A 12880-nucleotide genomic window follows, 5' to 3' on the forward strand; every position below is an offset into this window, starting at 1 on the left:
CGCCCCGGCTGGGGACTATGCTAACTTTGCGCTAAGTCGCGCTCACGATAATTGACGATGGGCAATCCGCAGGATCGCGACAAGCTGCCGACGTCTCAGGAATTTGCGCGATGCGAGGGTTGCTGATCGATAACGACGGGATGCTCGGCGCCGCGGCCCAGGGCGGCCGCCCGATCTGCAAGGCGCGCAGCGTTGGCGTGTTGTTGGATCGCCCGAGATGATCCGGTCGCTTCGCAACCGCCTGTTCGTCGCGCTCACCGCAGTGATCATGTTGACCAGCGCGGCGGGAGCCGTGTTCGCTTACAAATGGGCGTTCGACGAGGCGATCGAAATCCAGGATTCCGCGCTGATCCAGGTCGCCGGCCTCGCCCATAGCGGCAAGTCCGTCGTCGGCGGGGCGCTGCATGGCGTCGAGGAGAACGCCGACATCTGGCTGATCGAACTCGGCAACACGCCGCGCGGCAATCCCGACGAACGCCGGCTGTTCACGTTGCAGGATGGACTGCACGGCACCACGGTTCGGGGGCAGCCTGTCCGCGTGTTGCTTGGCACCCGCGCCGAGGGCAGCCGCTTTGCGGTGGCGCAGCCGACCGCAGTGCGCGACGAAACCGCCCGCGACATGGCGCTTCGTACCTTGCTGCCGATCGCGCTGCTGGTGCCTTGCCTGTTGCTGGTGACGGCGCTCATCATCGCGCATTCGCTGCGCCCGATCGTCAGCCTCGCGGAAAACCTGGACGCCCGCCGCGCCGACGACCTCGCGGCACTGCCGACCGCCGGCACGCCGAGCGAATTACAGCCGTTCATCGTTTCGATCAACGCGCTGCTGGCGCGGATCGGCTCGTTGATGGAGCAGCAGCGCCGTTTCCTGGCCGATGCGGCGCACGAGCTGCGCACGCCGATCACGGCGCTCAGCCTGCAGGCCGAAAACCTTGAAGCGGTCTCGCTGTCGGCCGATGCGCGCGATCGGGCTGCTGCGCTCAGGCAGGGCGTCCAACGCACCAAGCATCTGCTCGATCAGTTGTTGGCGCTTGCCCGGTATGAAGCCTCCCCCTCATCACCCGATCCCAGAGCTTTGCTCGCGCTTGACGGTGCGGCCCGCGAGGTGGTCGCTGACCTGATGCCGCGGGCGATCGACCGCGGCATTGATCTCGGCTTCGAGCGGATCGAGCGTGTTGACGTCCGCTGCGAAGCGATCATGGCGACATCGATCATCCGCAATCTGCTCGACAACGCGCTGCGTTTTACCCCCGACGGGGGGCGTATCGATCTCGACATCTATCCCGACGGCGATGCGGCGGTTCTCTGCATCGCCGACACCGGGCCGGGCATCGCGGCCTGCGAGATTGATCGGGTGTTCGAGCCGTTCTTTCGCGGCAGCCGGCCCGACGGCGACGGCACCGGCCTCGGCCTCGCCATCGTCGCGCGGATCGTCGCCAGTCTCGACGGGACGATCATTCTGGCAAATCGCGACGCGGCCAAGCGATCGGGACTTGAAGTCACCATCAGGCTGCCTGCAGCTTGCTGCGCTGGGGATCCCCAACCGACTTAACACGCGCCGCGGCGTTCTTTCGGCACCATGCAGCGGCGCGGTTGGCCGGACGGAGCGCGCCAAGCCAGTCACCCAAATGGATTTGCTAAAATTTTGGAACAGGTTATCGCCGTCGTCTCCGCTTGGATCGTGGCCCTGATTTCCTCGCTCGGCTATTTCGGCGCGGCCGTTCTCATGGCGATCGAGTCCGCCTGCATCCCGCTTCCGTCGGAAGTGATCATGCCGTTCGCCGGCTATTTCGCATTCAAGGGCCAGTTCAGCCTAATCGGCGCCGTGACCGTTGGGGCGATCGGTTGCAATCTCGGGTCCACCGTCGCTTATCTGATCGCCGCAAAGGGCGGCCGGGCCGCAATCGAGCGCTGGGGCGCCTATGTGGCGCTGCGGCCCGGCGAACTCGTCCATGCCGAACGCTTCTTCGCCCGATACGGCGGCGTCACCGTGTTCGTCGGCCGGTTGCTTCCGATCATCCGAACCTTCATCGCGTTTCCGGCCGGACTGGCGCAGATGCCGATGCTGCGTTTTCAGCTTTTCACCTTCGTCGGCTCCTGGCCGTGGTGCTTTGCGCTGGCGTATGCCGGCTTCTTTCTCGGCGAACGATGGGAGAGCGACCTTCCACGAAATTCTAAACCGTTTTGACATCCTTGTGGTCGTGGTGATCGCGGGGGCGCTCGTATGGTTCGGCGGGTCGCGCTGGCGCGCGCGTACTGAAGCGCTGAAGAAGTCGGCGATATTTTCGACGGTGACGCAAAATCTTGTCCGCGGCGTCCTCCCGCGGGTAACCCGTTCAATTTGTTAGGAGTAGGCTGCGCTCCCATCCGAGGACTACCTGCCCATACGACAGTCGACCGCTAGATCGTTTTGCCAGTGATTGGATCGATGTGAATTTGCTCGGAACGGTGACCGTCCTGAATCCAAATCTCCCAGACGGCCCGCCCATGCACTTGCTCCAGGCCCGCGTTAAGAGCGCGACCCCCATTGGCTCTTTCGACCGATGCAATGGCTTCCCGCAGTGTGACTTTGGCGATTTTTAAGGCCATCAGCTCTGCCTTATCTTCGACGCCAACAGCGGACTCACCTGTCACCGTTGCGTCGTCGATGGCCTGGCCGTTCGTCCCGTCGACAAGACCGTTCCAGACCTTTCCGTTCGCATAGCTGCGGACCGCATACATCGGATAGCCCACCTTGGGCTCGAAACTGACGTCGAAGACTTTTGCGCCGATCCGCAATTTCTCGGCCACGGCGATGATCTCGGGGATGGGAAGTCTGGCCAATTCGAGAGCCGCAGCCTCTCCGGGCGCAATCGTCGCGGCCTGACCTGGTTGATCAAGGGGCGCGAGTAGTTTTTGCAAGGCATCCTTCGCACTCGACGGTTGCGGTTTGTCGGCGCGTAGTTGTCCGATGGCCGCGTCAAACACGGCTCGGTCCGGTGTTCGCCCCAGTCTAAAAGCCGGCCCGCAATCTCCGAATCGCATCGAGCCGGCATGTGATCATGACGACCGTGATGACTGCTGTGACGCAGCTCATGGTCGCGCCCCCACACATCAAGGTTCAGGTTTAGATCGAGCAGGGACCGATTTCAACGGTCGGCACCCGTCCAGAAACAATTCGACGGCGGCGCTGACTTGCTCACACAGTTCTCGTTCTAGCTTCGCGGTCTTGCCTCTGAGGATCAGAGCGCGGGTCGGGCCGTCGACCACCGCGAACAGAAATTGTTGCGCGAGAAATCGAGCATCTGCCGATCTTATTTGGTTCTCGCGCATGGCGTTGGCGAATATTTCGGCGATCAGTTCCCGGGCATGGATGGCGCTCTCATGGTAGGCGAGGGCAAGCTGTCGAAATTGATATGCCTCCGACGTAATAAGTCGGTCGATCGCAACGGCGGCCGGAGATAGCGCCCGTTTGGAAAGTTCGACGCCGATCCTCACCAGCGTCGGCTCGATCGGGGCGGCTCGATCAGCTCGCCCGGGGCTCGGCAAGAGGAGATCGTTCATCCGCTTCCGGATCACGGCTGCAAACAGCGCTTCCTTAGAGTCGAAGCGCGAGTAGAAGGTCTGCTTGGATATGCGGGCCTTGACTGCGATGAGGTCGACACTCGTCGCCTCGAAACTCGTCTCAGAGAACAGGCGCGTCGCCACGTCAACGATGTGGTCGGTGATCCGACCGGCCTGTTCTTTGGTCGGCCGTCCGCTGCGTCGTCTTTGGACCTTGTTCGGCTTGGCCGTGGTGACATTCATCCAGATCGTCTCCAGATCTTCCGCTCGCTGCGGGCAGATCGGTTGTGCCGTTAATCGCTTCGCGGTTTCCCGCGTCCGTTACTTTGCATATCCGCTTGCCGGCGGCTACGAAAGAGTGTAATCGTACGATACGGTTTGATTATTCGCGTGACTGAGACTGGGCCCGAGCTTGCTGTGGCAAGGAAGAATGAGGCGAAGATGTTGATGTTCCGAACGATTATGCGTGCGGCTCTTGCTGCTGGCTGGGTAGCTGCTGCCAGTCCCGGCATTGCCGCGACTCCGGTCGATCCGAGCGGGACCTGGCTTACGGAAGATGGTCGCGCGCGGATTCGAATTGAGCGCTACGGACCGAAGTTGGAACAGATTTGCGGCTACATCGTCTGGATGAGCGTGACCGTCGACGCCAAGGGGCAACAACTCTTGGACCAGCAGAATCTCGATCTCACAAAGCGATCCCGGCCGGTTCTGGGGCACCAACTGATCATGGGCCTCAAGCCAGGTCAGGACGGCCGTTTCACCGGACAAATCTATAACGCGGAAAATGGCAAGTCTTACGATGTCTCTCTCTGGCGAGAGACGCGGGATTTGAAGCTGAAGGGGTGCATGCTCTCGGTTCTATGCTCGACTCAGACCTGGAGCCAAACGTTGGATGCTCTTCCAGGGCAATTAGTTGGGATGACGGGAGATTACAACGGTCCGAGGCCGGATGCGGAATGGACGCGGCCGGTCCTAGGAAAGTCAGCCTCGCCCGAAAGGATCGTAAAGACGGTCAAGTAGCGCTGCAGGCCACCGAAGGTTGGCGCCGGTCGATCATGCGCTCCAGCACTCTCTCACATATCAGAACAGGACCTCGAAATGTACATCAGCTTGCCGGTGAATCGCCTGTCGGTTCTGGCGCTCTGCGCGACCTTGGTGGGATGTGCAGGCGTTGCTCCGGTGCCGTATTCGGCGGTGGCTTCGTCGTCGCATCTGGCGCCGAATCCGTCCGATACATCCGGCCGGATCCCGTATCGCTATGCCCCCGTGGTGGACTGGCGCGCTTACGACAAGGCCATCGTTGAACCCGTCATTGTTTACCGTGGTCCGGATCAGCAATTCGCCGACATGTCTGAGCAGGATAAGGCGTCGCTCGCGAGCTACATGCAGACGCGGTTCACCGAGAGGTTGGGACGGCGCTTCACGCTTGTGAACCAGCGCGGGCCTAACACCATACGCATCAGGCTGACGTTGACGGGAGCGGTAGCCAACACCCCCGTGCTCGGGACACTGTCGCGGTTCGATCTTGCCGGTGCGGTTTACAACGGTGTGCAGACCGTTCGTGATGGAGAGGGATCGATGACGGGCTCAGTCATCTATGCCGTGGAGATCTTTGACGCGGTGAGTTCGCGTTTGCTTGGCGCGTTCGTTAGCAAGCAATATCCGAGCCCGCTCAACATCAAGGCCAGCGTGGGGCCGTTGGCTGCGGCCGAGGCGGGCCTCGACAAAGGTGCAGATATGCTGGTGGTGCACTTCCGATGATTCAGGGCCGGGAAACCGCCTCTCCATTGCGCTGGTGCAGGCCGTTGTCGTGGGCCCGGCGGCTGTCGGCGAACAGGACGCCCTCCGCCGTTCTGGCAACGGCTCAGCGCCGGATCATTGGAACTCCGCAAGCAAGGGAGTTGCAAAGCCTGGGAATCCTGCGGTGGATCGCCGAAAGGGCGACGATGCTGGATGACGGAGCGGTGTTTCTCGATGAATTCTGCAGCAAATTGCGCGACAGCGGAATGCCGCTCTGGCGCATGAGCGTCGTCGTTCCGGCGATCGATCCGTCGGTCCGCGGCTTCAACGTCGAATGGCAGCGCGAACGCGGTACCTCGCTGCTTTCAGCCGCCTATGCCGATGAGGGCATGGGCGGCTTCGAGCGCAGCCCGCTCCATGCAATTCTCGCCGACGGTCGAAGCTCCGCCCGCTGGCGACTGGATGGCAGCCTGGATCCCGCCACCGCCATTCCCGAACTCGTCGATCTGCAAGCGGAAGGCGGCACGGACTATGTCCTGCATCTCATATGGTTCGCGCCCGGCACCGCGCTGAAGGGCGTCGCGGTCTCGTTCGCGACCGACGCGTGGTCGGGTTTCAGTGACGACGATTTGGCTATGCTGGCTGAAACGCTTGCTCCGCTCGGGCTCGCCATGTGCAAATTCAGCCTGTCGCGGACGTTGCATGAAACTCTCGGCATCTATCTCGGTTCTGACACGAGTTCACGCGTGCTCGGGGGGAATATCCGTCGAGGCGAGGGCGAGACGATCACCGCCGCGATCTTGTTGGCCGATCTTCGCGCGTTTACGGCGTTGGCAGATCGCGATGATCCGCTCAAAGTTGTGGGTTGGCTCGACGAGTATTTCGACGCCATCGGCGAGCCGGTTGCCCGGTGCGGCGGTGAAATCCTGAAATTCACGGGCGACGGATTCCTGGCAATCTTTCGCGTGCAGGATCCTGAAAATCAATCGTCGGCGATTTGTGGAATGGCGCTGGATGCGGCGGAGGAGGCTCTGTCGCTTAATCGTGCGTTGAACAATCGACGTCGATCGATGGGCCTACCTGAACTGGAGGTCGACCTTGTCCTACACTTTGGTGACGTGGTCTATGGCAATGTCGGGACCAGTCGTCGGCTGGATTTCACCGTCATCGGTCGGGCTGTGAATGAGGCGAGCCGCATCGAGGAGCTCTGTGACGATGCCGGTCGTTCGATTCTCGTGTCCGACACCTTTGCGGCGCGCTGCCAGCGTCCGCTCGAAATCGTTGGCTCATATGCGCTTCGCGGGTTGGAGCGGAAGCAACTGATCTGGGCGCCATTGCGCAAATGACGAGGATCCGAGATCAATAGAAGCGTCGGGCCCTCCGGATTTCGGGCGGAGGCCGTGGCGGGGCGAGAGCAAGACCGTCGCAGGTCTGCCAGTGCAGATTGTGCACCGCGTGGTCGACGCCGACGATCTTATCAGGTATCGGGAAGCCCCCCCGGCTTGCTCCGACGGGCTCTTCGCTCAGTTCGCTTTTCACATGACGACGCGAACGAAAAAGGGTGCCCATAGACAAGCCTTGCCTTGCCGCAGGCGATAGATCGGCATCGCGCGTCGCATGATGCCGACCGTTGATCTGCAATGCGCTCTGTCTGAAGCAGGTCACCTGCAAGTGACGCGATCTTGCGTGTTGCGTGGGCGCCGGCCGAGAAAAAGCCCCCATCGTTGCTTCAGCAGATGCGAATCATGATTGTTCTGTCATCCGAACGATCATCGAAACAAGTCGAAATGATAGTTCATTCCGACACGGAAGCTGTGGAAGTTCGCGGCGTTCCAGTCCGGCAAATCGTCGTGCTTGAATTCGGTGTAAAGGTATTCGGCCTTGGCGGACCATTTGGGCAGAATTGCCCACTCGACACCGCCGCCTGCCGTCCAGCCGATTTTCGTCTTGCTGATCGGCCCAGCCTTCAGTTCGCCGGCGGCAAGACCGGCGGTGCCGAAGAACAGTAGCCTGGAATCCATCGTCGCGATGCCGGCACGGGCACGGCCGCTCATGGACCAAGGGATACTGACGGTCGCGCTGTTGAGTGAATCGTGGTTTTTGATGTCGCCGCCTTCGAAATCATTCTCTACGCCGACCACGAACATCGGCGAGAGCTGATAATTGTAGCCGATTTGAGCACCGCCAACGGCACCCTTGACCTTGCCGCCGCTCGTCCCAGCGAAGTTGTTAAAGGCTTCGTCGCCGCTCGCGGCGTAACCCGCATTGAAGCCCGCATAGAGTCCGGTCCACGAATAAGCCGGCTGAAGTGCCCTGTAGGCGGAGGGTGGCGCGTATTGCGGCGATAGATCCGCAGCATTGGCGGTGGGCGTGGCTAGCCCCACGGCACAGGGCAGGGCGCAAATCGTGCGGAGGAGCGCGGCGCTACTAATCATAACACTAAATCTCCCACTGGTTGCTGCTTTCGGATGTAGCGCTGGCCGCTCGGATCTGAGGTCTCGCTCATTATAAAACCGACTAGGCGGTTTGTAAAGACGAGAAGAACATCCGTGACGATTGAACACGCGCCGTGAAGGTGGGCGGACTCGTTTTTCACTTGATTCGATGGCATGTCATGGAGACAAGTCGGCTATGGACAACGCTACTCGCTCTGAGCGATCCCGCACGATTGCGCTCGATGCCGCCCTCACTATCGTTGCGCGCGATGGACCCGGCCGGTTGACGCTGGACGCCATTGCCCGTGAGAGCGGCTTGAGCAAAGGCGGCGTGATGCATCAGTTTCGCACCAAGGAGGGGGTGCTCAGGGCGCTATTGAAGCGGCAGATGTCGCGCTTCGACGAGTTTGCGACTCGTTACAGGGCAAAAGCCCGCATCGAGTCGGCGAATCCTGAGCTTGCGACGGACATCGCCACCGTGCGCGAGGCCATCAACAGTCCCAATTCAGCGGCCCTCGCCCTGCTGGCCGCGATGGCCGAGAGCCCAGATTTGATGGCTCCCACCCGTGAGAGTGACCTCCAGACCGTCACCGCCATCAAGGCTGAGGCCACCGATCAGGATCTGGCAATGCTCCGCTGGGCCGCGGCGAGGGGACTATTATTGGGTGAACTCCTCGGCATGTCGCCGATCGGTAAGTCCGAGCTTGATCGCTTATTCGCGCGTCTGCTGGATGACACTCAGTGGAGCGCGCTGGAAAGGCCCGCCAAGCCGCGCGCAGTGAAGCGGGCCCTCAGGGCAAAGGCCACCACGGCCCGCGAGCGCACTTAAGTTAGGATTTCCTCAAGCTGCGCGTTAACCACGCCCTGCGGCCAAACCGCCCAGCGCGGCTCTGCGACTTTACAAACCAACCAGACGGTTTTATTGTTTTTCCACACTGTGGCTTGTGCTCTCGTCCTCCGGATCGAGCCTTGTGCCCGGCGATGGTGATGACGGAAGCCGCATTGGTCCCGGATCGTCTGCGGGCCGCGGCGATCTGGGATGCTGGATCGCAAGGCAAGGATTCCAGCTCCAGCGACAGCTCGAAAAGAACGCCGGAGATTGAAGACGAATTAGGCACCCACAAGCCGCAGATGCTCGTCACGCAAGCGAATGCGGATGTTTGAGGAGAATTGTGATGAATGCGCTACAGATTGTTCCGCCGCCGCCCGCGACGAAGTTTCGTAGATCGGCGCTTCGTTTCCGCGTTTCCGACGTAATCCTCTTACTGGCCCTTGCCGGCGGTATCAGCATGTCGCGAGGCGAAGAGAGGCCCGTCCCAGAATCGGGCGCTGCCGCTGTCATGGAGGACACTCCAGACAAAATTGGTAGCAGCGACAAGTCCCCTTCAGTCACGCCGCTTGCCGCCGCTTCGGTCGGCCCAACGACGGAAGGCGGGAGCGCGGGCGACGAAAAAGCGTCCGCATCTGCGCGACCAATGGAGTCGTCGGCTCTGGCTGCGCCCGCTGGTGTCAGGGATGATCCGGAGATTGGCGCCGAGGCCGGAGAACCGATCGCAGCCCAAGCGAGATCTGACACGGCAGCAAGTGCTGCAATTAAAGATCGCAATTTGCCCAATCTCGAAAGCAGCCGTATTCTGGCGAACCAATCGGCAGTTCCTTCCGCATCCATTTCATCGAAGCGCGGTTTCGTGCCCGGATCCGAAGGCGCGAGGGGACCGAAAAGGGTGTCGAACGCGATCTCCGCCCGGCCGGAGTCGGCCCGGCAGTCCCATCGATCCATGGACTATTCAAGCTGGAGGCCTGCTGATGGACGGCCCGTGAGGGGCAGTCCATCCTCAATCATCTACGGTCCAAGCCAGGCGTCCAGAACTGCCCCCCGAATCGTCCCTGCCGAAGGGATAAGTAGAGAGCGGGCGATGCCTGTGGCCAGCATGACCGGCATCTGGGAACGGGTGGTAGACGCACCCAGCGTCGTGCTCAATGGCGGAAAATATGCGCTTTACGGCATCATCGACTCGGTATGGTGATCGCTTGTCCTTGTGCGCTCGGCGAATGATGCGGACGGAAAGCGTGACACGCCATATCGGAGAGTCGCTGCCGAGGAGAGAGACGACTGCGCTCTCCGCACGAAAGGGCAAACGTCGGCCTAAGGCCCTTTGGGGAAGCTGCGCGGAGCGGTCGGTAATTTGATGAGGGCAATCTTGCTAGCAACTCGAACCCTCAGTCTTTCGCTGGAAAGCAATTGGAGACACGAGCTATTCACCGACTACTAACCCTCAGCACGCTTCTTGCGTCGGCGCTATCGCTTGCTGGTTGCGCAACGACACCTGGATATCTTGCCCGCGCAGGCAGTCCAATGGATGCTCAGGCATCGATGACCGCGAAGGATACGAATCGCTACTCAGCGATCCACGACATGCCCCGGCAGCGCCCGGAGCCACTCATGTCGCCCGAGACGCAGGCTAGGGTTAGAGACGAGTTGACCGCTGCACGCAGTCGGCAAGCTCCAGCAACGACCGCCAACAGGGACAAAATTCGATGAGCCGGTAACTGTCGTGCCCGCAAGGCCCGCAGCCGCATCAAACGCTCGATCCGGCGCAGGCCGCAATACTGTACCAAGGGGCCTAAGTTGCCCTACTGGCATAGCAAGTTATTGAACAGGCTGGCTGTTTAGCTCGCTCTCGCTACAGAAGAGCGCTCCCAAGATCCGAAATGCCGGCGCCAGGCTGTGGTAGCTGTCGCCATATTCGCCGGACCTCAATCCGATCGAGCAGGTCTTCGCCAAGATCAAGCACTGGATGCGCATCGCCCAAGAGCGCACCGTCGACGACACCTGGCGCCACATAGGCCACCTTATCGGCACCTTCGAGCCCCAGCGAATGCAGCAACTACTTCATCAACGCTGGATACGCTTCCATCAAAATATGAAACGCTAAAGGATTATAGCGTTTTCGAGAGAAGTGGATCCCGGTTCGCGTGAAGAAAACGCGTCAAAATAACAATCTGGAGCTTCGGTTCTGATTCTGTCAGAACCGGAATAGCTCTAGATGAGTGTCGCGCCGCGGCGCTGATTGCCGCCGATACGGCGATAAAGCGTGGTGCGGCTGATGCCGAGCCGGCGGGCAGCTTCGGAGAGGTTGCCGCCGCTGGTATGCAGGGTGTGCTCGATCAGCGAATCCGAGGCCGCCCGCAGCGAAATCGCGCCGGTCCCCTCGTCCAGCCGTACCGGGTCCGGTCGCCGCAACTCGTCCACCAGATCCTCCGGCAGATGCTGCCAGCCGATCGCCGTCTCGCCGGGGTCGAGCAGCGCCGAGGCGAAACGGAGCACATTGGCCAGCTCGCGCAAATTGCCGGGCCAGGAATAGTCCGCCAGCGCCGCCGCGACGCCCGGCTCGACCATCAACCCGGCGCCGGGTTCGAAGCGTTCGAGCAGGCGGCTCATCAGGACTGCAAAGTCGCTGCGCGATCGGAGCGAGGGCAGCGTCAGGGTGATGCCGTTGAGGCGATAGTAGAGATCGGCGCGAAAACGGCCGTGCTCGACTTCGAACTTCAAAGGCCGGTGGCTGGCCGCGATCAGCGCGAAATCGACGGTGACCGGTTTGCCGCTGCCGACCGGCACCACCTGGCGCTCCTGCAGCACCCGCAACAGCCGGCTTTGCAGCGTGAGCGGCATGTCGCCGATCTCGTCCAGAAACAGCGTGCCGCGATCGGCCTCGCGGATCCGTCCCGGCGCCCCCTCGCGGCGGGCTCCGGTGAAGGCGCCGGGGGCATAGCCGAACAACTCGGCCTCGATCAGATGCTCCGGCAGCGCCGCGCAATTGACCGCCACCATGGCTCGTTTCTGTCGCGGGCCGGAGGTGTGGATCGCGGCCGCGACCATCTCTTTGCCGACCCCGGACTCGCCCTGCAGCAGAATCGGGATCGGCTTGCCCACCACCTTGCGGGCGCGCTCCAGGCATTGCCGCATCCGCTCGTCGCCGGTGTCCAGTTCGGCCAGCGCGTCGCGCGCCGGGGCTGTCCGGCGGGGCAGCGCCCTTGCCGGGGGCGAGCGTCCCGGTTCTGCTCTGAGGAACAGCGACCGGCCCGAGCGGGTCTCGGCGTTGAGCACGGCCCCGGGGTGCTGGCGCGCCTGTTGCAGCAGTCCGCCGGAGGCCAACGCGAGTACACCATCGATGCCGACATGGCCGATCTCGATGTCCGCCAGCCCCAGCAGGTTGAGCGAGGTCCGATTGGCGCCGACGATGCGGCCGTCCTCGTCGAGGGCCAGCAATCCCTCGGCCAGGGTGCCGATGCCCTCGGCCTGCGGATGCAGTCGCAATCGCGTCGCGCCTTCGTGCCCCAGCTCGAACACCCGGCTCTCGATCATGTGACTGGCGGTCTGCACCAGTCCCAGAGTGTGCGGGTGGCGGGCGCTGTGGTGGCCGGAAATGTCGATCACGCCTAGGAGCTTGCCGTCGCTGCCCAGCACCGGGGCGGCGGTGCAGGTGAGGAAGCGGTTACAATCGAGGAAATGCTCGCTGCCGTGGACCGCCACCGGCACCCGTTCGGCCAGCGCGGTACCGATGGCGTTGGTGCCGCGGTCTTGCTCATGCCAGCAGGCGCCCGGCTGCAGCGCCACCCGCTCGGCGCGCTTGAGAAACTCCGCGTCGCCCAGCGCTTCGATCAGCAGGCCCTGGTCGTCGGCCAGGATCACCATGCTGCCCGAGCCACTGACCTGGCTGTAGAGGTATTCGACGATCGGTCGGGCTTGGCGCAGCAATTCGCGCCGCTGTTCCAGCGCCTGTTTGAGCCGCGGCGGCGACACCGGGTCGGGCGTCGCCGGCCCGGCCAGCGGCGCCAGGCCGGATTTCAGACAGCGCTCCCAGGAGCGGCTGACGGTGGCGTTGACCAGGCCCGGCGGCGGCATCTGGCCGCGGTCCAGCAGGCGTCGCGCGTGGCGCCCGGGGGATTCCCCCGGATTACGGGCGTCAGTCATCTCGGTTGCCCTCCCATCGGGTGGGGCGGCCTGCCCAACAGCGGTCGCCTCCGCATTCTTATCGCCTAGTGTCACTACCGAGCCGCCGGCTGGGGTGCAAGTAGAACCATTGAACAACCCCGAGTTGTTCAGTTTCGCTACAGTCGTGGCGAAACGATGCAGCGCCATCGCCCGCCATCGCCGCAGCAAT

The 12880-nt window shown here is 62.3% G+C and carries 13 protein-coding genes and 1 pseudogene; 9 read left to right on the forward strand and 5 right to left on the reverse strand.

Going from position 1 to position 12880, the window contains the following annotated elements:
- Positions 1 to 31: 31 nt before the first annotated feature.
- Positions 32 to 508, reverse strand: a complete 477-nt coding sequence (locus VGC77_RS14495) for a hypothetical protein (protein ID WP_331172264.1) — start codon at positions 506 to 508, stop codon at positions 32 to 34.
- On the opposite strand from VGC77_RS14495, the gene VGC77_RS14500 reads away from it, so the two are divergent.
- Positions 491 to 1549, forward strand: a complete 1059-nt coding sequence (locus VGC77_RS14500; protein WP_331172265.1) for a sensor histidine kinase — start codon at positions 491 to 493, stop codon at positions 1547 to 1549. The two genes, VGC77_RS14495 and VGC77_RS14500, sit on opposite strands and share 18 nt — an antisense overlap.
- Positions 1550 to 1576: 27 nt before the next feature.
- Complete coding sequence (locus VGC77_RS14505; protein ID WP_331172266.1) at positions 1577 to 2185, forward strand: DedA family protein; 609 nt, start codon at positions 1577 to 1579, stop codon at positions 2183 to 2185.
- Positions 2186 to 2397: 212 nt separating this feature from the next.
- On the opposite strand, the gene VGC77_RS14510 is transcribed toward VGC77_RS14505, so the two are convergent.
- Both VGC77_RS14510 and VGC77_RS14515 read right to left on the reverse strand, forming a co-directional pair.
- Positions 2398 to 2964, reverse strand: a complete 567-nt coding sequence (locus VGC77_RS14510; RefSeq protein ID WP_331172267.1) for a PepSY domain-containing protein — start codon at positions 2962 to 2964, stop codon at positions 2398 to 2400.
- A 126-nt stretch (positions 2965 to 3090) separates the two neighbouring features.
- Positions 3091 to 3783, reverse strand: coding sequence for a TetR/AcrR family transcriptional regulator (locus tag VGC77_RS14515; protein ID WP_331172268.1), 693 nt, complete (start codon positions 3781 to 3783; stop codon positions 3091 to 3093).
- Between the two features lie 198 nt (positions 3784 to 3981).
- Between VGC77_RS14515 and VGC77_RS14520 the strand changes: the two genes are divergently transcribed.
- From VGC77_RS14520 to VGC77_RS14530, 3 genes are all read left to right on the forward strand, one after another.
- Positions 3982 to 4560 (forward strand): DUF2147 domain-containing protein, encoded by a 579-nt coding sequence (locus tag VGC77_RS14520; RefSeq protein WP_414709671.1) that lies wholly within the window; start codon positions 3982 to 3984, stop codon positions 4558 to 4560.
- A gap of 78 nt (positions 4561 to 4638) precedes the next feature.
- Entirely contained in the window at positions 4639 to 5301 is a 663-nt protein-coding gene (locus VGC77_RS14525; protein WP_331172269.1) for a DUF3313 domain-containing protein, read from the forward strand.
- The gene (locus tag VGC77_RS14530) at positions 5298 to 6626 is read left to right on the forward strand and encodes an adenylate/guanylate cyclase domain-containing protein (RefSeq protein ID WP_331172270.1); all 1329 of its coding nucleotides are present in this window, start codon (positions 5298 to 5300) and stop codon (positions 6624 to 6626) included. The genes VGC77_RS14525 and VGC77_RS14530 overlap by 4 nt, the downstream gene beginning before the upstream one ends.
- A gap of 423 nt (positions 6627 to 7049) precedes the next feature.
- On the opposite strand, the gene VGC77_RS14535 is transcribed toward VGC77_RS14530, so the two are convergent.
- The gene (locus VGC77_RS14535) at positions 7050 to 7715 is read right to left on the reverse strand and encodes an outer membrane protein (RefSeq protein WP_331172271.1); all 666 of its coding nucleotides are present in this window, start codon (positions 7713 to 7715) and stop codon (positions 7050 to 7052) included.
- 196 nt (positions 7716 to 7911) lie between these two features.
- Here VGC77_RS14535 and VGC77_RS14540 point away from each other — a divergent pair, with 196 nt between their 5' ends.
- The 4 genes and pseudogenes from VGC77_RS14540 to VGC77_RS14555 all read left to right on the forward strand — a co-directional run.
- A complete protein-coding gene (locus tag VGC77_RS14540; protein ID WP_331172272.1) occupies positions 7912 to 8544 on the forward strand; it encodes a helix-turn-helix domain-containing protein in 633 nt (210 codons plus the stop codon).
- Between the two features lie 158 nt (positions 8545 to 8702).
- Positions 8703 to 8879 (forward strand): hypothetical protein, encoded by a 177-nt coding sequence (locus VGC77_RS14545; protein WP_331172273.1) that lies wholly within the window; start codon positions 8703 to 8705, stop codon positions 8877 to 8879.
- Positions 8880 to 8890: 11 nt separating this feature from the next.
- Positions 8891 to 9742 (forward strand): hypothetical protein, encoded by an 852-nt coding sequence (locus tag VGC77_RS14550; protein WP_331172274.1) that lies wholly within the window; start codon positions 8891 to 8893, stop codon positions 9740 to 9742.
- 678 nt (positions 9743 to 10420) lie between these two features.
- Positions 10421 to 10643, forward strand: a pseudogene (locus VGC77_RS14555) (transposase); the annotation flags it as partial.
- 115 nt (positions 10644 to 10758) lie between these two features.
- On the opposite strand, the gene VGC77_RS14560 reads toward VGC77_RS14555, so the two are convergent.
- On the reverse strand, positions 10759 to 12858 hold the full coding sequence (locus VGC77_RS14560) for a sigma-54-dependent Fis family transcriptional regulator (RefSeq protein WP_331172275.1): 2100 nt from the start codon (positions 12856 to 12858) through the stop codon (positions 10759 to 10761).
- Positions 12859 to 12880: the final 22 nt, after the last annotated feature.

It is taken from the genome of Rhodopseudomonas sp. (genome assembly GCF_036404135.1).
In the GTDB taxonomy this organism is placed as follows: Bacteria; Pseudomonadota; Alphaproteobacteria; order Rhizobiales; family Xanthobacteraceae; genus Rhodopseudomonas_A.

Coding starts and splice junctions, on each gene's coding strand:
- VGC77_RS14505 (WP_331172266.1), top strand. CDS start 1,577: ATGCAGCGGCGCGGTTGGCCGGACGGAGCGCGCCAAGCCAGTCACCCA.
- VGC77_RS14515 (WP_331172268.1), bottom strand. CDS start 3,783: ATGAATGTCACCACGGCCAAGCCGAACAAGGTCCAAAGACGACGCAGC.
- VGC77_RS14520 (WP_414709671.1), top strand. CDS start 3,982: ATGTTGATGTTCCGAACGATTATGCGTGCGGCTCTTGCTGCTGGCTGG.
- VGC77_RS14525 (WP_331172269.1), top strand. CDS start 4,639: ATGTACATCAGCTTGCCGGTGAATCGCCTGTCGGTTCTGGCGCTCTGC.
- VGC77_RS14530 (WP_331172270.1), top strand. CDS start 5,298: ATGATTCAGGGCCGGGAAACCGCCTCTCCATTGCGCTGGTGCAGGCCG.
- VGC77_RS14535 (WP_331172271.1), bottom strand. CDS start 7,715: ATGATTAGTAGCGCCGCGCTCCTCCGCACGATTTGCGCCCTGCCCTGT.
- VGC77_RS14540 (WP_331172272.1), top strand. CDS start 7,912: ATGGACAACGCTACTCGCTCTGAGCGATCCCGCACGATTGCGCTCGAT.
- VGC77_RS14545 (WP_331172273.1), top strand. CDS start 8,703: ATGACGGAAGCCGCATTGGTCCCGGATCGTCTGCGGGCCGCGGCGATC.
- VGC77_RS14550 (WP_331172274.1), top strand. CDS start 8,891: ATGAATGCGCTACAGATTGTTCCGCCGCCGCCCGCGACGAAGTTTCGT.
- VGC77_RS14560 (WP_331172275.1), bottom strand. CDS start 12,858: ATGGCGCTGCATCGTTTCGCCACGACTGTAGCGAAACTGAACAACTCG.